Origin of the sequence: Streptomyces sp. NPDC005017, assembly GCF_042873115.1 — a bacterium.
GTDB lineage: Bacteria > Actinomycetota > Actinomycetes > Streptomycetales > Streptomycetaceae > Streptomyces.
In genome coordinates this window covers 189,872-207,733 of the sequence record NZ_JBIALD010000009.1, presented here as the reverse complement: position 1 = coordinate 207,733, position 17,862 = coordinate 189,872, and the positions used below count along the sequence as shown (strand labels likewise).

General features: G+C 72.4%; 15 protein-coding genes and 1 tRNA gene. 9 read left to right on the top strand and 7 right to left on the bottom strand.

Annotation, left to right across the window (positions count from 1 at the left end; all coding sequences use genetic code 11):
- Window positions 1–150: 150 nt before the first annotated feature.
- The 3 genes from ACFYR0_RS16510 (at window position 151) to ACFYR0_RS16500 (ending at window position 2,504) form a co-directional block, all read left to right on the top strand.
- Window positions 151–1,368, top strand: coding sequence for a helix-turn-helix domain-containing protein (locus ACFYR0_RS16510; protein ID WP_389327543.1), 1,218 nt, complete (start codon window positions 151–153; stop codon window positions 1,366–1,368).
- A gap of 145 nt (window positions 1,369–1,513) precedes the next feature.
- Window positions 1,514–2,116 carry an oligoribonuclease gene (orn, locus tag ACFYR0_RS16505; RefSeq protein ID WP_389327540.1) on the top strand — a complete coding sequence of 201 codons (603 nt, stop codon included), beginning with the start codon at window positions 1,514–1,516 and terminating at the stop codon, window positions 2,114–2,116.
- Between the two features lie 315 nt (window positions 2,117–2,431).
- A tRNA-His gene (locus ACFYR0_RS16500) sits at window positions 2,432–2,504 on the top strand.
- Window positions 2,505–2,665: 161 nt separating this feature from the next.
- Here ACFYR0_RS16500 and ACFYR0_RS16495 read toward each other — a convergent pair.
- A complete protein-coding gene (locus tag ACFYR0_RS16495) occupies window positions 2,666–3,721 on the bottom strand; it encodes a LacI family DNA-binding transcriptional regulator (protein ID WP_389327537.1) in 1,056 nt (351 codons plus the stop codon).
- 520 nt (window positions 3,722–4,241) lie between these two features.
- On the opposite strand from ACFYR0_RS16495, the gene ACFYR0_RS16490 reads away from it, so the two are divergent.
- From ACFYR0_RS16490 to ACFYR0_RS16475, 4 genes are all read left to right on the top strand, one after another.
- Window positions 4,242–5,564, top strand: a complete 1,323-nt coding sequence (locus tag ACFYR0_RS16490; protein WP_389327534.1) for an extracellular solute-binding protein — start codon at window positions 4,242–4,244, stop codon at window positions 5,562–5,564.
- Window positions 5,565–5,569: 5 nt separating this feature from the next.
- Window positions 5,570–6,586, top strand: a complete 1,017-nt coding sequence (locus ACFYR0_RS16485; RefSeq protein WP_386383047.1) for a carbohydrate ABC transporter permease — start codon at window positions 5,570–5,572, stop codon at window positions 6,584–6,586.
- Window positions 6,587–6,596: 10 nt separating this feature from the next.
- Window positions 6,597–7,508: a carbohydrate ABC transporter permease gene (locus ACFYR0_RS16480; RefSeq protein WP_389327531.1), complete on the top strand. Its 912-nt coding sequence runs from the start codon at window positions 6,597–6,599 to the stop codon at window positions 7,506–7,508.
- Window positions 7,509–7,743: 235 nt separating this feature from the next.
- The gene (locus tag ACFYR0_RS16475) at window positions 7,744–9,180 is read left to right on the top strand and encodes a GH1 family beta-glucosidase (protein ID WP_389327528.1); all 1,437 of its coding nucleotides are present in this window, start codon (window positions 7,744–7,746) and stop codon (window positions 9,178–9,180) included.
- 167 nt (window positions 9,181–9,347) lie between these two features.
- On the opposite strand, the gene ACFYR0_RS16470 is transcribed toward ACFYR0_RS16475, so the two are convergent.
- From ACFYR0_RS16470 to ACFYR0_RS16460, 3 genes are all read right to left on the bottom strand, one after another.
- Complete coding sequence (locus ACFYR0_RS16470) at window positions 9,348–10,820, bottom strand: cellulose binding domain-containing protein (RefSeq protein WP_389327525.1); 1,473 nt, start codon at window positions 10,818–10,820, stop codon at window positions 9,348–9,350.
- Window positions 10,821–10,962: 142 nt separating this feature from the next.
- Window positions 10,963–12,375 (bottom strand): sensor histidine kinase, encoded by a 1,413-nt coding sequence (locus ACFYR0_RS16465; RefSeq protein WP_389327522.1) that lies wholly within the window; start codon window positions 12,373–12,375, stop codon window positions 10,963–10,965.
- On the bottom strand, window positions 12,372–13,070 hold the full coding sequence (locus tag ACFYR0_RS16460; protein ID WP_389327519.1) for a response regulator transcription factor: 699 nt from the start codon (window positions 13,068–13,070) through the stop codon (window positions 12,372–12,374). The genes ACFYR0_RS16465 and ACFYR0_RS16460 overlap by 4 nt, the downstream gene beginning before the upstream one ends.
- 108 nt (window positions 13,071–13,178) lie before the next feature.
- On the opposite strand from ACFYR0_RS16460, the gene ACFYR0_RS16455 reads away from it, so the two are divergent.
- A complete protein-coding gene (locus ACFYR0_RS16455; RefSeq protein ID WP_389327516.1) occupies window positions 13,179–13,718 on the top strand; it encodes a hypothetical protein in 540 nt (179 codons plus the stop codon).
- Between the two features lie 13 nt (window positions 13,719–13,731).
- On the opposite strand, the gene ACFYR0_RS16450 is transcribed toward ACFYR0_RS16455, so the two are convergent.
- Window positions 13,732–14,601 carry a spermidine synthase gene (locus ACFYR0_RS16450; protein WP_389327513.1) on the bottom strand — a complete coding sequence of 290 codons (870 nt, stop codon included), beginning with the start codon at window positions 14,599–14,601 and terminating at the stop codon, window positions 13,732–13,734.
- A 435-nt stretch (window positions 14,602–15,036) separates the two neighbouring features.
- The gene (locus tag ACFYR0_RS16445; protein ID WP_389327753.1) at window positions 15,037–15,399 is read right to left on the bottom strand and encodes a hypothetical protein; all 363 of its coding nucleotides are present in this window, start codon (window positions 15,397–15,399) and stop codon (window positions 15,037–15,039) included.
- A 310-nt stretch (window positions 15,400–15,709) separates the two neighbouring features.
- On the opposite strand from ACFYR0_RS16445, the gene ACFYR0_RS16440 reads away from it, so the two are divergent.
- On the top strand, window positions 15,710–17,155 hold the full coding sequence (locus ACFYR0_RS16440; RefSeq protein WP_389327510.1) for a hypothetical protein: 1,446 nt from the start codon (window positions 15,710–15,712) through the stop codon (window positions 17,153–17,155).
- Window positions 17,156–17,166: 11 nt separating this feature from the next.
- Here the strand turns inward: ACFYR0_RS16440 and ACFYR0_RS16435 are convergent, their stop codons facing one another.
- A complete protein-coding gene (locus ACFYR0_RS16435) occupies window positions 17,167–17,766 on the bottom strand; it encodes a histidine phosphatase family protein (RefSeq protein WP_389327507.1) in 600 nt (199 codons plus the stop codon).
- Window positions 17,767–17,862 lie beyond the last annotated feature (96 nt).

Sequence of the window (17,862 nt, the reverse complement as noted above, 5' to 3'; positions counted from 1 at the left end):
TGGGCGGTGTGCCGAGAGTGGTCACCGTGGCACGGCGTGACGCAGTAAATTCGATCTTGTCTTACGGCGGGGGACTCGTGCAGGACCGAGGGGAAACGTGCAGGAGCGACACAACCGAGGAGCCGCGACCACCAAGGGGGGCTTAGCAGTATGAGCCACGACTCCACTGCCGCGCCGGAAGCCGCGGCCCGGAAGCTTTCCGGGCGACGCCGCAAGGAGATCGTCGCGGTGCTGCTGTTCAGCGGCGGCCCCATCTTCGAGAGTTCCATTCCGCTGTCGGTGTTCGGGATTGACCGCCAGGACGCCGGCGTGCCGCGCTACCGCCTACTGGTGTGCGGCGGCGAGGACGGCCCGCTGCGGACCACAGGGGGCCTGGAACTCACCGCGCCACACGGCCTGGAGGCGATCTCACGGGCGGGCACGGTCGTCGTGCCGGCCTGGCGTTCGATCACCTCCCCGCCACCGGCGGAGGCGCTCGACGCATTGCGCCGGGCGCACGAAGAGGGAGCCCGCATCGTCGGACTGTGCACCGGGGCCTTCGTGCTCGCGGCCGCAGGTCTGCTGGACGGCCGGCCCGCGACCACACACTGGATGTACGCACCGACGCTGGCCAAGCGCTATCCGTCGGTGCACGTCGATCCCAGAGAACTGTTCGTCGACGACGGCGACGTGCTGACGTCGGCGGGCACGGCGGCCGGGATCGATCTCTGTCTCCACATCGTGCGGACGGACCACGGCAACGAGGCGGCGGGCGCGCTGGCCCGCCGGCTGGTCGTGCCACCGCGCCGGTCGGGCGGCCAGGAGCGCTATCTCGATCGGTCTTTACCGGAGGAGATCGGCGCCGACCCGCTCGCCGAGGTCGTCGCCTGGGCGCTGGAACACCTCCACGAGCAGTTCGACGTGGAGACCCTGGCGGCACGCGCGTACATGAGCCGTCGTACGTTCGACCGCCGTTTCCGCTCGCTGACGGGGTCCGCCCCGCTGCAGTGGCTGATCACCCAGCGGGTGCTCCAGGCACAACGCCTGCTGGAGACGTCGGACTACTCGGTCGACGAGGTCGCGGGGCGCTGCGGCTTCCGCTCGCCGGTGGCTCTGCGCGGCCACTTCCGCCGCCAGCTCGGCTCGTCCCCGGCGGCGTACCGGGCGGCCTACCGGGCGCGCCGGCCGCAGAGCGAGCGCGTGGACTCCGGTGAGAGCGTGCCGAGCCCGGCGACGGCAGGCGCTCCGATGGGCCCGGGCCAGCTGCTGGCCCCGTCCGCGCCGCCGCACATCCTGCACCCGGACGCCCCCGTCCCGATGCAGGCCCGCCGCACCGCCGCGGGAGCGCTGCCACTGGCGACGCTGCCCGGCCAGCGCACCGGAATGTGATCCACCCGGTACGGCACCGCCGCCCCGGTGCCCCGGCCCTCCCGGCCGGGGCACCGGGGCGGTGCGCTCGCGGCACCCGCGTCCCGCCCGCGTCACGGCTCACGGGCACTCCTCACCCCACCCCGGGCCCCGTAAGGTGAGACGCATGAACGACCGCATGGTGTGGATCGACTGTGAGATGACCGGCCTCTCGCTGTCGGACGACGCGCTCATCGAGGTGGCCGCCCTCGTCACGGACTCTGAGCTGAACGTGCTCGGGGAGGGCGTGGACATCGTCATCCGTCCGCCGGACTCCGCACTGGAGCAGATGCCGGAGGTGGTGCGCCAGATGCACACCGCGTCGGGCCTGCTCGCCGAGCTGCCGAACGGCACGACGCTGAAGGACGCCGAGGAGCAGGTCCTGGCGTATGTGAAGGAGCACGTGAAGGAGCCGGGCAAGGCTCCGCTGTGCGGCAACTCCGTCGGCACCGACCGCGGCTTCCTGCTGCGCGACATGGCGACGCTGGAGGCCTACCTCCACTACCGGATCGTCGACGTCTCCTCCGTCAAGGAGCTGGCGCGCCGCTGGTACCCGCGGGCGTACTTCAACAGCCCGGAGAAGAACGGCAACCACCGCGCCCTCGCCGACATCCGCGAGTCGATCGCCGAGCTGCGCTACTACCGCGAGGCCGTCTTCGTCCCGCAGCCCGGCCCGGACTCGGACACCGCCAAGGCCATCGCCGCCAAGCACGTGCTGCCCGCCCACTGACGGCCGCCGCCGGGCCCCTTGTGGGCCTGGGGCGTCTCTGACGGATCTCCGCGGCGTCGCGACGCCCGGCACGCACTCCCCCACCGCCTCAAGGGCGTGGGAGGTACCCCCAGCCGCACGGTGCGAAGGGACAGGTGGCTCCGCCACATGACCCTCCGCACCGCACGCCGATCGCCCGCACCGAACGCCGCTCCTTCTCCCACGGAGATCCACCAGAAGCGCCCTGGGCGAAAAGCCGTGCGCGAGCACCCCTTCGGACCCTGTACACTTTTTCTCGGCCGGTCAGGGAGGCAACTGATCCAAGAACCGGTCATGGTGGGTGTAGCTCAGTTGGTAGAGCACCTGGTTGTGGTCCAGGTGGCCGCGGGTTCGAGTCCCGTCACTCACCCTGATGCGTCAGGCGGTGATCCTCTCACGAGGGTCACCGCCTGATGCGTTTCCGGGCAGCGCGCCACCCGGTGGGCGAAGGGTCCCCGGGCAGCTGCGGACACGACGGCCCCCGGGCCCGTCGCCCCGGGGAACACCGCGTTCCGGTCCCGGCGCCCGCGCTCAGGACGACGTCCGCGCCACCAGCTCCGTCGGCAGCTCCACCTGCCGCCGCTCCAGCCCCCGCGAGGCCGCCGGACGGCGGTCCGCGATCTCGGCGAGCAGCAGGTCGATCATGTGGCGGCCCATCTCCTCGATGGGCTGGCGGACGCTGGTCAGCGGCGGTTCCATGTGCCGGGCGATGGCCGAGTCGTCGTAGCCGACGAGCGCCACGTCCTCCGGGATGCGCAGGCCCGCGGAACGCAGGGCCTGGCGGGCACCGGCCGCGGTCACGTCCGAGGCGGCGAACACCGCGTCCAGGTCGGGGCAGCGCGCCAGCAGGGCCGTCATCGCCCGCACCCCGCCCTCCTCGGTGAAGTCCCCGGCCTCCACGAGCCGTTCGTCCACCTCGCGGCCCGCGTCGCTCAGCGCGTCCCGGTAGCCGTCGGTACGCCGCTGGGCGCCGTAGACGTCGAGCCGGCCGGTGATGTGCGCGATCCGGCCACGGCCCCGGGATATGAGGTGCTCCACCGCCGAGCGGGCCCCGCCGTAGTTGTCGGAGTCCACCGAGGTCAGGGTCTCCGCCGCGGACCGCGGGCCGCTGATCACGGCCGGGATCTCCAGCTGGGCCAGCAGGTCCGGCAGCGGGTCGTCGGCGTGCACGGAGACCAGCAGTACGCCGTCCACCCGGTGCGCGGCCAGGTACTGGGCGAGCCGGCGCCGCTCCCGGTCGCTGCCCGCGAAGATCAGCAGCAGCTGCATCTCGGTGTCGGAGAGCGCCTGGCCGACGCCCTTCAGCATGTCCGAGAAGTAGGGCTCGGAGAAGAACCGGGTCTCGGGTTCGGGCACCACGAGGGCGATCGCGTCGGTGCGGTTGGCGGCCAGCGCGCGGGCCGCCGTGTTCGGGACGTAACCCAGCTCGGCGACCGCCGCCTCCACCACCGCGCGGGTCGCGTCACTGACCCGGGGCGAACCGTTGATCACCCGGGAGACCGTGCCCCGGCCCACGCCGGCCCGCGCGGCGACCTCTTCGAGGGTCGGCCTGCCGCCACTGCGGCCTCGTGCTCCGTGGCTTGCCATGGGATCCGCCCTCCCGAAACATCACGTCGGCCTGGAATCTAACAGCCTCACCGGACACCACGGTCGCCCCGGATTCCGCTTCGGGGTCCGGACAGCCCGGCCAGGCATCTCTTTCACCTGCCCGGAGCCGGAATCCCATACCCTCGCCGAGGCGAGTGTTTCGTTCCGGTCGCGGTTCCGTGAGGAGGCCCGTGGCCGGGCGGGACCGGCCGTTCCACGAGCGCCGCGGCCCCGCCGCCGTCACCGTACGGCCGGCTTCCCGTCACCGTCCGGGCGCCGGTGCCGCGCACCGGCTCCAGTTAACGTCCCGATAACCGAACGCATCTGACCCCGCCCACTGTCTTGACACCCTCGCCCGTAGCCACGAACCTTCAACACATCACCGATGGGAGCGCTCCCACAGTACCTGGCTCATACACATCCCGCACGTTCCCCGCCCGAGCCGCAGTCAAAGCAACAACGGGCCCTAGCAACACTTTCAGGCCGGGGGGTCGGCACGTCAGGGCAACAGGAGGACGCAATGCGTGCACGTATCGGTACCCGCCGCAGGACGGTGGCCCTCGCAGCTGTCGCGGCGCTGGGCGCCGGCCTGCTGGCAGGCTGTGCCGACGACGGCGACGGCGGCGGTTCGGACTCCCCGAACTCCGGCGGCGGCAAGGGCAAGACCACGATCACCCTGGGACTCTTCGGCACGTTCGGCTTCAAGGAGGCCGGTCTGTACGACGAGTACATGAAGCTCAACCCGAACATCGTGATCAAGGAGAACGTGGTCGAGCGGAACGAGAACTACTACCCCGCACTCGTCAATCACCTCACCACCAACAGCGGCCTGATGGACATCCAGGGCGTCGAGGTCGGCAACATCGCCGAGGTCGTCGGCACCCAGTCGTCCAAGTTGCTCGACCTGTCGAAGTACGGCAAGCAGGCGGACTACCTGGAATGGAAGTGGAAGCAGGCGACCACCGCCGACGGGCAGACGGTCGGGCTCGGTACGGACGTCGGCCCGATGGCCATCTGCTACCGCACCGACCTGTTCAAGGCGGCCGGTCTGCCCACCGACCGCGAGGAGGTCGCGAAGCTCTGGGCGGGTGACTGGCAGAAGTTCGTCGAGACCGGCCGCACGTACAAGAAGAAGGCGCCCAAGGGCACGACCTTCATGGACTCGCCCGGCGGACTGATCAACGCGATCCTCAGCAGTGAGACCGAGCGGTTCTACGACGCCTCCGGGAAGGTCGTCTACAAGGAGAACCCCGCGGTCAAGGCTGCCTTCGACCTGACCGCGGCGGCCGCCGAGGACGGACTGGTGGGCAACCAGACCCAGTTCCAGCCCGCCTGGGACACGACGATCGCCAACAGCAAGTTCGCCGCGATGTCCTGCCCGCCGTGGATGCTCGGCTACATCAAGGGCAAGTCCAAGCCCGAGTCGGCCGGCAAGTGGGACGTGGCCCAGGCGCCGAAGTCCGGCAACTGGGGCGGCTCCTTCCTGGCCGTGCCCAAGGCCGGCAAGAACACCGAGGAGGCCGCCAAGCTCGCCGCCTGGCTGACCGCCCCGGCCCAGCAGTCCAAGCTGTTCGCGGTGCAGGGCAGCTTCCCGAGCACCCCGGGCGCGTACACCTCCGCCGAGGTCACCGGCGCGAAGAACGACATGACCGGTGACGCGCCGATCGGCACGATCTTCGCCGAGGCCGCCAAGAACAGCCCGGTCCAGGTGATCGGCCCGAAGGACCAGATCATCCAGCAGGGCCTCACCGACAACGGCGTGATCCTGGTCGCCCAGGGCAAGTCGCCGAAGGAGGCCTGGGAGACGGCCGTGAAGACCATCGACAACAACCTGGACCAGTGACCCGTATGAGCACCGGGCACGACACCGCCGCCGCGTCCCCCGCCAAGGAGGGGGGCGCGGCCCCGGGCCTGCCGCGCACCGCCCAGGAGGACGAGCACGAGTCGCGCCGCAGGGCCCGGCTGTCCCGCCGCTGGCAGCGGGACGTACGCCTCAGCCCGTACGCCTTCGTCTCGCCGTTCTTCCTGCTCTTCCTGGCCTTCGGCCTGTTCCCGCTGGTGTACACCGGCTGGGCCTCGCTGCACCAGGTGGAGCTGACCGCGCCGACGGACATGAACTGGGTGGGGATGCGCAACTACACGCGCATCTTCGACGACGACTTCTTCTGGAACGCGGCGCGCAACACCCTCACCATCGGGATCATCTCCACGGTCCCGCAGCTGCTGATCGCCCTGGGCATCGCCCACATCCTGAACTACAAGCTGCGCGCTTCGACCTTCTACCGGGTCGCGATGCTCGCCCCCTACGCCACCTCGATCGCCGCCGCTTCGCTGGTGTTCGTGCTGCTGTTCGGCCGTGACTACGGCATGATCAACTGGGCGCTGGGGACCGTCGGCATCGACGCCGTCGACTGGCAGAACGACAAGTGGCCCTCGCAGATCGCGGTGTCCACGATCGTCATCTGGCGGTGGACCGGCTACAACGCGCTGATCTACCTGGCGGCGATGCAGGCCATCCCGCAGGACCTCTACGAGTCGGCCGCCCTGGACGGGGCCAGCCGCTGGAAGCAGTTCCTGCACGTCACCCTGCCCTCGCTGCGGCCGACGATCCTGTTCACGGTCGTGGTGTCGACGATCGGCGCCTCGCAGCTGTTCGGCGAGCCGCTGCTGTTCGACGCCAACAAGGGCGCCTCGGGCGGCAGTCAGCACCAGTTCCAGACGCTCGGCCTGTACCTGTACGAGCAGGGCTGGGTGAACCAGCATCTGGGCCGTGCCTCCGCCATCGCCTGGACGATGTTCCTGATCCTCATCGTGATCGGGATCGTCAACTACGTCATCTCGCGCCGGCTGCGCGCCAGTAGTTAGGAGACCGGCCGTGACGACGACACTGACTCCGACGCCCACACCGCCGTCCGAGGGACCGCCCCGGAAGAAGGTGCGCGGGCCCCGGGCGGCCCGGGCGGGCGGCACCCTGCACGCCGGGCCCGTCGCGTACGTGATCCTCGCCCTGTTCACCCTCGTCTCGCTGTTCCCGCTGGTGTGGACGGCGATCGCCGCCTCGCGGGACAACCAGCGGCTGGCGCAGACCCCGCCGCCGTTCTGGTTCGGCTCCAACCTCTTCGACAACCTCGAACTGGCCTGGACCGACGCCAACCTGGGCGAGGCGTTCCTCAACACCACGCTGGTGGCCGGGATCTCCGCCGCGACCATCGTGTTCCTGTCGACGATCGCCGGGTTCGCCTTCGCCAAGCTGCGGTTCAAGGGCCGCAACGCGCTGATGCTGATCGTGATCGGCACGATGATGGTGCCGCCGCAGCTCAGCGTGATCCCGCTGTACATGATGGTCGCCAAGCTGGACTGGACCGACCAGCTGCAGGCGGTGATCCTGCCCTCGATCGTCAGCGCGTTCGGTGTGTTCTTCATGCGGCAGTACCTGATCCAGGCGCTGCCGGACGAGATCATCGAGGCCGCCCGGGTGGACGGCGCGAGCAGCTGGCGCGTGGTGTGGCACGTGGTGTTCCCGACGGCGCGGCCCGCGATGGCCGTGCTGGGCATGCTGATGTTCGTCCAGACCTGGAACGACTTCCTGTGGCCGTTCCTGGTGCTCACCCAGACCGGCAACCCGACCGTCCAGGTCGCGGTGGCGGGCCTGGGCCGGGGCTACACCCCCGACCAGTCCCTCATCATGGCCGGCGCGCTGCTCGGCACGCTGCCGCTGCTGCTGGTCTTCGCGATCTTCGGCAAGCAGATCGTGGGGGGCATCATGCAGGGCGCGGTGAAGGGCTGAGCCCGCCCGCGGCGCACGGGGGCCGGGGCCCTGACCGCCCTGGTCCCCGCCCGGCCCCGCCGCCCCCGCCCCGTCGGGGCCGGGGCACCTGACGCCCCGGCCCGACGGGGGCAGGACCCCCGGGCCTCTCCTCGGGACGGGCCACCGTCGCCCCGGCCCACGGCCCTCCGCCCTCGTTCCGTATCTCTCCTCTTCTCCTCCACAGGTCTCCACGACCACCGATGGGAGCGCTTCCATGTCCGAGCCCGTTGAGCCGGCGACCCCGGTGACCTTTCCTCCCGCCTTCGTCTGGGGCGCGGCCACATCCGCGTACCAGATCGAAGGGGCGGTACGGGAGGACGGCCGCACGCCCTCGATCTGGGACACCTTCAGCCATACGCCCGGCAAGACGGCCGGCGGCGACACCGGTGACATCGCTGTCGACCACTACCACCGCTTCCGTGACGACGTGGCGCTCATGGCCGACCTGGGCCTGAACTCCTACCGCTTCTCCGTCTCCTGGTCCCGGGTGCAGCCCACCGGCCGGGGCCCCGCCGTCCAGGTCGGCCTGGACTTCTACCGCGCGCTGGTCGACGAGCTGCTGGAGAAGGGCATCAAGCCCGCCCTCACCCTCTACCACTGGGACCTGCCGCAGGAGCTGGAGGACGCGGGCGGCTGGCCGGTGCGCGACACGGCCTACCGGTTCGCCGAGTACGCCCAGATCGTCGGCGAGGCCCTCGGCGACCGGGTGGAGCAGTGGATCACCCTCAACGAGCCGTGGTGCACGGCGTTCCTGGGCTACGGCTCCGGGGTGCACGCGCCCGGCCGTACCGACGGGGCGGCCGCGCTGCGCGCCGCGCACCACCTCAACCTGGCGCACGGGCTGGGCGCCACCGCGCTGCGTTCGGTGATGCCGGCCCGCAACCAGCTCGCGGTCAGCCTCAACTCCGCGGTGGTGCGCCCGCTCTCCCAGGACCCGGCCGACCTCGCCGCGGCGCAGCGGATCGACGACCTGGCCAACGGTGTCTTCCACGGCCCGATGCTGCACGGCGCCTACCCCGAGACGCTGCTGTCGGCGACCTCGTCCGTCACCGACTGGTCCTTCGTCCAGGACGGCGACCTGCGCACCGCGCACCAGCCGCTGGACGCGCTGGGCATCAACTACTACACCCCGGCGCTCGTCTCCGACGCCGCGCACGCCCCCCGCGGCCCGCGCGCCGACGGCCACGGCGTGAGCGAGAGCTCGCCCTGGCCGGGTTCGGAGGACGTGGCGTTCCACCAGACGCCGGGCGAGCGCACGGAGATGGGCTGGACCATCGACCCGACCGGTCTGCACGACCTGATCATGCGTTTCTCCCGCGAGGCGCCCGGCGTCCCGCTGTACATCACCGAGAACGGCGCGGCCTACGACGACAAGCCCGACCCCGACGGCCGGGTCCACGACCCCGACCGCATCGCCTATCTGCACGGCCACCTGGCCGCCGTGCGCCGGGCCATCACGGACGGCGCCGACGTGCGCGGCTACTACCTGTGGTCCCTGATGGACAACTTCGAGTGGTCCTACGGCTACGAGAAGCGCTTCGGCGCCGTCTACGTGGACTACGCGACGCTGGCCCGTACGCCGAAGTCGAGCGCGTACTGGTACGGGCGGGCGGCTCGCAGCGGGGTGCTGCCGACGGTGGACGAGGTCTGACGAGCGGGCACGCCCACGCGCCCCGGCCGGATGGGGGGGAAGACCGGCCGGGGCGCGTTCCCCGTTTTCCTGGTGGGCCTGTGGTGGGCCGTCGGACGAGGGCGCTCAGTGGCGGGCTCGTCCGACGGCCGGCTCTCCGGCGGGCCAGAAGGCGGCGCCGGAGAGCGTCAGTTGTAGGCCGCGAAGGCCTTGGTGAAGGCGAACTTGTCCTGGAGGATCGAGCTGCACGTGGCGTCGGCGGAGTTCTTGGTGCCGCCGGGGCACTGCTGGTCGCGGCCGGACGACCACATGGACAGCCAGCCGAGGCCCTTGGACTTGGCGAAGTTCACCAGCTGGGCGGCGTCGTCGACCTTGAAGATCTCGGTGACGACGTCGTTGACGCCGATCATCGGCGTGACGGCGACGGCCTTCCAGGCGGCGCTGTCGCTGAGGCCGAGGACGCCCTTGATCTGGGCCTGGGTGGCGGTGGCCGCCTGCTCGGCGTAGGTGCCCATGTCGCCGCTGTAGGCGGGGCCGTAGTCCATGGCCATGATGTTCACGGCGCTGATCTTCACGCCGTTCGCCCTGGCGTCGGCGAGGAGGCTGACACCGTCCTGGGTGAGGCCCTCGGGCATGACCGGGAGGGTGAAGGAGACGTCCAGGCCGGGGTTCTTCTTCTGGAGCGTGGCGATGGCCTGGGCGCGGCGGGTGTTGGCCGCGGTGTCGGGCAGCGCGCCGCCCTCGACGTCGAAGTCGACCTTGGTCAGCCGGTAGGCGTCGACGACCTTGGTGTAGGCCGCGGCGAGGGCGTCGGCCGAGGTGCAGGCGGTGGCGAGCTCACGGCCAGCCGCGCCGCCGAAGGAGACCCGGACGTCGCCGCCCTTGGCGCGCAGCGCGCTGATCTGTGCCGCCACGGCGTCGCTCGCCAGGTCGGTGACGCCGCCCCACTTCGGGGTGCAGCCGCCGCCGTCGGTGACGAAGGCGAGGTTGTACTGCTTCACACCGGTCGCCTGGGCGCTCGCCACCAGGTCGAAGGCCGGGTAGAGGCTGGTGTCGACGTAGGGGGCGAAGCCCGCGCCCGCCGGGGTGCCGGTGCCGGTGCTGCCGGAGGGGGTCGGCGTCGGGGTGGGGGTCGGCGTGGCGGTGGCCGTCGGGGTGGGGGTCGCGGACTGCGTCGGGGTCGCGGTGGGGGTCGGCGACTGGGTCGGGCGGCCGGTGGGCTCGGGGGTGGCGCCGCCGTCCGCGGAACAGGGGGCGCCGTCGACGCGACAGCCGGTGGGGTCGGCGGTGCCGTTGACGACGAAGCCGACGGTGACGGACTCCCCGGCGGCCAGTCCGTCGGTGTCCCACTTCGGCGGTGTGGCGGTGACGTGCTGTCCGGCGACGCTCGACTCCGCGTTCCACAGCGAGCCGAGTTTGCTGCCGGCCGGGAGGTCGAACTCCAGCTTCCAGTCGGTCTTGCGGGCGCCGCTGTCGTTGGTGACGACGTACTGCGCGGTGTAGCCGGTCGACCAGTCGCTGGTCCTGGTGTACGCGGCGCCGACACCGGCGGCCTGGGCGGTGCCGGTGAACAGGAACGCCCCGCCGCCCGCCACGGCCGCGGCGACCAGCCCGCCTATCGCCTTGGTCCTGCCGCCGATCCTGCGCCGGTGCGTGCTCATCGCGTGCCTGCCTTCTGCTCTGGGGCGGTGCGTCGGGGCCCTCGGCGGGGTCCCGGTGGGGTGGGGGTGCGGCAGCACGCTAGCGATCCGGAATCGGGCAATGCGCCCGATCCGGACGGGCGTTGACGTTCTTATGGCGGGCTTAAGGAAGGGATCGGGGGCGGTTAAAGGTCGAGACCAGTCGGCCCGGCCGACGGCGTCTCACGGTCCCGCGGTGACCGCGCCGGGGCGGGGCTCCGGCGCGCCCGTCGAGCTGGATCCAGAGCCGCACCTCGGTGCCGCCGAGCACCGACGAGCCGATCCGCACGTCCCCGCCGGTGGCCTCCGCGAGGCGCCGCACGATGTCCAGGCCCAGCCCGGTCGAGCCGTCGCTGCCGGAGCCGCGGCCGCGGGCCATCGCGGTCACGGGGTCGGGTATGCCGGGGCCCGCGTCGGAGACCAGGACGATCACCGCGTCCTCGCCGTTGTGCACGTCGACGGCGAAGGCGGTGCCCTCCGGGGTGTGCCGGAAGACGTTGCCGAGCAGGGCGTCGAGGGCGGCGGCCAGGTCGGCGCGGGCCACGGGGATGCGCACCGGCCGGTCCACCCCGGCGACGCGCCACTTGCGGCCCTCGTCCTCGGCCAGCGCCGACCAGAACTCCATGCGCTCGCGCACCACTTCGGCCGCGTCGCAGCCCGCCCCCGGGCCCGCCGCGGTGGTCTGCGGCTTGGCCTCCCGGGCCGTGCGGATGATGGTGTCCACCTCGCGCTCCAGCTGCTCGACCGCGGCCCGGGTCTGCTCGGCGGCGGGTCCGTCGCCGAGCGAGGCGGCGTTCAGCCGCAGCACGGTCAGCGGGGTGCGCAGCCGGTGGGAGAGGTCGGCGGCCAGCTCCCGCTCGTTGGCGAGGAGTTGCACCACCTGGTCGGCCATCGAGTTGAACGCGACCGCGGCCAGCCGCAGTTCGGTCGGCCCCTCCTCCGGCACCCGTGCGCCCAGCTTGCCCTCGCCCAGTTCGCGGGCGCCCTCCACCAGCCGCTGGGCGGGCTGCACCATGCGCACCCCGAGCCGGTCGGCGACCGCCACCGAGCCCACGATCAGGGCGAGTCCGACCCCGGCGAGCACGGCCCAGGCGGTGCCGACGCCCCTGTCGACGGCGGCGTCGGGGACGTACACCTCGACCACGGCTATCTGGCCCGTGCCGAGCGCGACCGGCTGGAGCAGGACCGAGCCGCCGGGTGCCTGCGCGGTGGAGGCGCGGCCCATCTTCCGGGTCGCCGCGATGTCCTCGGCGGCGGCCCGCCGGCGCCCGATCTCGACGGCCGGGGCACCCCCGCCCTCGGGTATGTGCAGCGCGGTGGCGGCGGCGTCGGACCCGGCCGAGGCGACGAACCGCTCCAGCTGGTCGCGGTCGGTGGTGATGGACAGGGCGGGGGCGATCTCCGCCGCGTCCCGCTCGGCGCCCGAGAACGCCCGGTCGCGCGCGATCTCCCGGATGACCAGGCCGAGCGGCACGGCGAAGGCGACCACCACCATGGCGGTGACCGCGAGCGAGACCTTGACCAGTGCCCACCTCATCGCACGGCCCCCGGCGGTTCGAGCTTCACACCGACGCCGCGCAGGGTGTGCAGATAGCGGGGACTGGCCGCCGTCTCGCCCAGTTTCCGGCGCAGCCAGGACAGATGGACGTCGATGGTCTGGTCGTCGCCGTAGGACTGCTGCCAGACCTCGGCGAGCAGTTCTCGGCGCGGGACGACGACGCCGGGGCGGCCGGCGAGGAAGGCGAGCAGATCGAACTCACGGCGGGTGAGGTCGAGTCGCACACCGTCGAGCTCGGCCTGGCGGCGCAGCGGGTCCAGGGTCAGCCCGCCCACCCGCAGCACCGGTGAGGGCGCCGCCTCGCCCGCCCCGGCCCGGGAGCGGCGCAGCACGGCGGCGATCCGGGCCGACAGGTGGTCGACGGAGAACGGCTTGGTCAGATAGTCGTCCGCGCCCGCGTTGAGCAGCCGGACGACCTCCGACTCGTCGTCCCGCGCGGTGGCGATGATCACCGGGACGTCGGTGATCCCGCGCAGCATCTTCAGGGCCTCGGACCCGTCGAGGTCGGGCAGGCCGAGGTCGAGGATGACCACGTCGAAGCGGTGATGGGCGACCTCGCGCAGCGCCTCCAGCGCGGTGCCGACGCTGCGCACCGTGTGGGCCGCGTCGGTGAGATGCCGGATGAGCGCCGAGCGGACGAACTGGTCGTCCTCGACCACGAGCACACTTGCCATGCGCCGCACCGTACGCCATGCGGCCGAGCCGCAAGAGGCCCTGTGGACAACCCCGGCACTGTGGACGAGTGGGCGACACCCGTGGGACGGGTGAGGCACTATGGCGCGATGCGCAGGGGACTCGTACACGCACTGGCCTGGTCGCTCGCCACGGGCGCCGCGGTCACGCTGTCGCTGTGGGGTGTGCGCACGGTGCTGGACAGCACGGCGTACGACCCGCCGCGGGCGCTGCCGGTGACGGCGGAGGCGACCACGCAGGAGTCGAAGCCGCTGGCCACCTCCGCGAGCACGCACCGCCCCGAGGCGTCGCCCAGTGCGTCGCCCTCCCCTTCGGACAGACCGTCGGCGCCGTCCGCCACGCCTTCCGCCGCCGATCCGTCCGCCACCGCGTCAGGACCCGGCGCCGCCCCCTCCCCCACGACCTCCGGCCAGGTCAGGAGCTATGCCACCGAGGGCGGCCGGGCGGTGTTCGACCTGCGCGGGTCCTACGCGACGCTGGTCACGGCGACCCCGGAGACGGGCTGGTCGATGCAGGTGTGGAAGACGGAGTCGTGGATCCGGGTGGAGTTCAGCTCCGGGGCGGACCGGGTGTCGGTGTTCTGCACCTGGCACGACGGGCCCCCGCGGGTCGAGGTCGGCGAGTACTGAGCCGGGCGGACGCTCAGCGGAACACCGAGGGCGGCGGCGCTGGCGAGGCCACCGCCGCGGCGTCCGTGACCGGTACGGCACCGCCCGCGAAGTCGGTGAGCGGCCGCCCGTGTTCGACCCGGCCCGGGTGCGGGTCGGAGGCGGTGCGGCGGGTCAGTTCGGCCAGCGGCAGCGGCTGGTCGGCGGCGACCAGGACGGCGTTGCCGAAGCGGCGGCCGCGCAGCACGGCAGGATCGGCGATCAGCGCCAGTTCCGCGAACCGGGCGGCGGCGGTGGCGATCTGGCCGCGCAGATGCGTGAGCGGCGGACCGTCGGCGAGGTTGGCGGCGTACAGCCCGCCCGGCCTCAGCGCACGGCGTACGTCGTCGAGGAACTCGGTCGAGGTCAGATGCGCCGGGGTACGGGCCCCGCTGAAGACGTCCGCCACGATCAGATCGGCCCAGCCGTCCGGCACCTTGGCCAGGCCCTCGCGGGCGTCGGCGGAGCGCACCCTGACCCGGGCGTTCGACTCCAACGGCAGCTCTCGGCGGACCAGTTGCACGAGGGCTGCGTCGAACTCGACGACCTGCTGGGTGGACCGGGGCCGGGTCGCGGCGACATAGCGGGCCAGGGTGAAGGCGCCGCCGCCGAGGTGCACGGCGTGTACGGGCCGGCCGGGCGGCGCGACGAGGTCGACGACGTGGCCGAGCCGCCGCTGGTACTCGAAGGACAGATGGGCGGGGTCGTCGAGGTCGACGTGGGACTGCGGCGCCCCGTCGATCAGCAGCGTCCAGGCCCGTGCCCGGTCCCGGTCGGGTATCAGCTCCGCGAGCCCGCCGTCGACAGCCTCGACAACGGGCTCGGCCTCCTCCCGCACCCGCCGAGCGCTCCTGGACTTTCCCATCCCCCCATTCTCCCAGCCCCCACCCCGATCAGCGCGCCCCAGGGTTCACGGCACAGGGGGCGCGGGGAACGACGCAGCCCCCCTGACACCCGCCTTCTGAGGAACGCGGGCAACGACGCCCACCCCTGCACCCACCTTCTGAGGGACACGGGAACTGCGCAAACCCACCCAGCTTCCGAGGGGCGCGGGGAACTGCGCAAATCCACAACGATCCCGTACTCACCTCATAGGGGCGCGGGGAACTGCGCGAAAACCCCAACGCTCCCGCACCCACCCCCCACCCGCACCACAGCCACCCCAAGGAGCGCGGGGAACTGCGCAAACCCCCCAACGCACCCGCACTCACCCCTCAGGGGCGCGGGGAACTGCGCAAAAGACCACCACCGCCCCGCACAGGCACACGCACCCCCACGCAAAGGCACCCCCATACCCCCCTCAAAAACAACTGTCCGCCGCCCTGATCAACCGCGCCGCCTCCCCCAGCGCCGCCCGCAACACCCCGGGATCCGTCACGACCTCCGCCTCCCCCGGCGGCAGCAGCCAGTCGGCTCCCTCGACGGGCGGCTCGGGCGCGACAAGGCTCAGCCCCCGCCCGTCCGTCTCGGTACAGACACTGCCCGGCATGTCCCACCCCGCGGCCGTCCCCGGCGGAACCACGAAGCCGAGCGTGCCGCGACCGTCGTCGTGCAGCACGGGCCCGACCCCCTCACAGGACCCCCGGCGCAGAATGTCGACCGCCTCCAGCCCCTGCCGCGCGGGAACCGTCACCAGGTCCCAGGCGGACGGCGACCCCGACATCGAAGCGTTGGTGTGCGTCCCGGCGTCCACTACGAACCTCCTCGTTCGTGCGGGTCGGGAGTCGGGCTGCTCCCGGCCCACCGGGTTCAACGCGGCGCCTTGTCAACGGCTACGGCGGAAGTACGCCGCAAAGGATGGCAGTTCATGGCAGATCATGGATGAGATATCCGGTTTGTAGCCAAACATCGCATGGCGGCCTTGTCCCAACAGGTACGTTCTTGCCCGCCGGAAACAGGGCACCCCACCGACAAATCGGTCAAGTGGTCCGGGATTCGGCATGGTTCGACGGTTCGTACGAGAGGACCCGGCCATGACGTCGTCCGAGGCGACCTCGTCCCAGCCCCAACGGCCGCCCCGGCCGAACCCCGCCTTCCGCCGGCTGCGCGGCGCCCGCTCCCCGGCCGAGTTCGCCGCGGAGGTACGACGGGCCGCCCGCGAGATCGGCGAGCAGGTCAGCTGTGACGCGCGTTACATCGGCCGCGTGGAGGCGGGCGAGATCCGCTGCCCCAACTACGCGTACGAACGGGTGTTCCTGCACATGTTCCCGGGCCGCACGCTCACCGACCTGGGCTTCTCGCCCCGCTCGGCGGTCCGCGGCCGCGGCTCGCGCGGTGCTCCTGGCCCGGACGAGCACACCCGTCTGGCGAGCCCCGCATATGCCACCAGTGAGACTCGTGGGGCGCACGATCCGTATGACACGCAGGACCCCTACGAGAAGCACGACAACTACGAGGAGAGCGACGTGCTGCGTCGCGCATTCATGACCGGCGGGGGCGCCACGATGGCCGCCGCCTCGCTGGTCCCCTTCGGGCTCACCCTCGACGCCGGCGCCGCGCCGCTGCCCGGCCGCCGGGTCGGCGCGGGCGAGGCCGGCGCCCTGGAGGAGGCCGTCCGCAGGATCCGGCTGCTCGACGACCGGCACGGCGCCGACGGCCTCTACCGCCGCGCGGCCGCCCCGCTGCGCGCCGCCTACGCCCTGCTGGACGCCGGTACGACCCGCCGGACGACCGCCGACCGGCTCCACTCCGGCGCGGGCGAACTGGCCATCTCGGTGGGCTGGCTGGCCCACGACTCGGGCCGTTTCGACGACGCCCGCTCGCACTACGCCGAGGCCCTCGCCACCGCGCGGATGGCCGGGGACGCCGCCCTGGAGGCCCACGCGTTCTGCAACACGGCGTTCCTCGCCCGGGACGCGGGCCGCCCGCGCGAAGCGGTGCGCGCCGCCCAGGCCGCCCAGCGCATCGCCCGGCCGCTGGGCTCCGACCGGCTGATGTCCCTGCTGGCGCTGCGCGAGGCGGGCGGCTGGGCCGGGCTCGCCGACCGCACCGGCTGCGAACAGGCCCTCGCCCGCGCGCACGCCCTCTTCGAGCGGGGCCCCTCGGACGCCGACCCCGAGTGGATGAGCTTCTACGGTGCGGCCGAACTGGCGCTGCTGGAGGCCCAGTGCTGGTCGGCCCTCGGCGACTGGCCGCGCGCGGCCCGGCACGCGGCCAGGGCCGCCCACCTCCAGGACCCGCACTTCACCCGGAACATCGCCCTCTGCACGGCCGAACTCGCCGACGACCTCGCGCGCGGGGGCCGTCCGGACGAGGCCGCGGCCGCCGGCCTGCGCGTCCTGGACCTGCTCGGCGAGGTCCAGTCCTCCCGCGTCCAGACGATGCTGGCGGGCACCGCGCGCGTGCTGCTCCCGCACCGGCGGGCGTCGGGGGTCTCGCAGTTCCTGGAGAAGCACGCCTCCACACCGCGCGTCGGGTGACGGCAGCCCCGTCAGGCCCGGGCCAGGTGCCCCAGGTCGTTCCAGGCCTCGATGGCCGGTTCGCCGTAGGCCCAGCCCAGCACCGACAGCGACGTCGGGTTGAGGCGGATACGGGCGGCGAAGTCGATCGGCAGGCCCAGCCAGCGCGCGCCGATCGAGCGCAGTATGTGCCCGTGGGCGAAGACGAGGACGTCCCGGTCGGCGGCGCGCGCCCAGGCGACGACCTCGTCGGCGCGGGCACTCACCTCGGCGAGGCTCTCGCCGTCCGGGACCCCGTCGCGCCAGATCAGCCAGCCCGGACGGATCGCCTGTATCTGGTCCGGGGTCATGCCCTCGTAGGCGCCGTAGTGGAACTCCATCAGGGTGTCCCAGGTGGTCGCTCGGCCCCCGAACCCGGCGAGTTCGCACGTCTCGCGCGCGCGTACGAGCGGGCTGGTGCGCACCTCGACGCCGGGCAGTCCGTCGTAAGGAGCCCGCAGCAGCCGCTCGCCGAGCAGCTTCGCGCCGCGCCGGCCCTCCTCCAGCAGGGGCACGTCCGTGCGGCCGGTGTGCTTGCCGGACAGCGACCACGCGGTCTGTCCGTGCCGGGCCAGCAGGATGCGCGGTGCCATGAGAGGCCTTTCGGGAGAAACCACAGGCGGAACCCCACCATCATCCCGCACCCTGTGCGCAGGCGGTCCGCACGGGCAACCCGGAGGGCCGGGCTT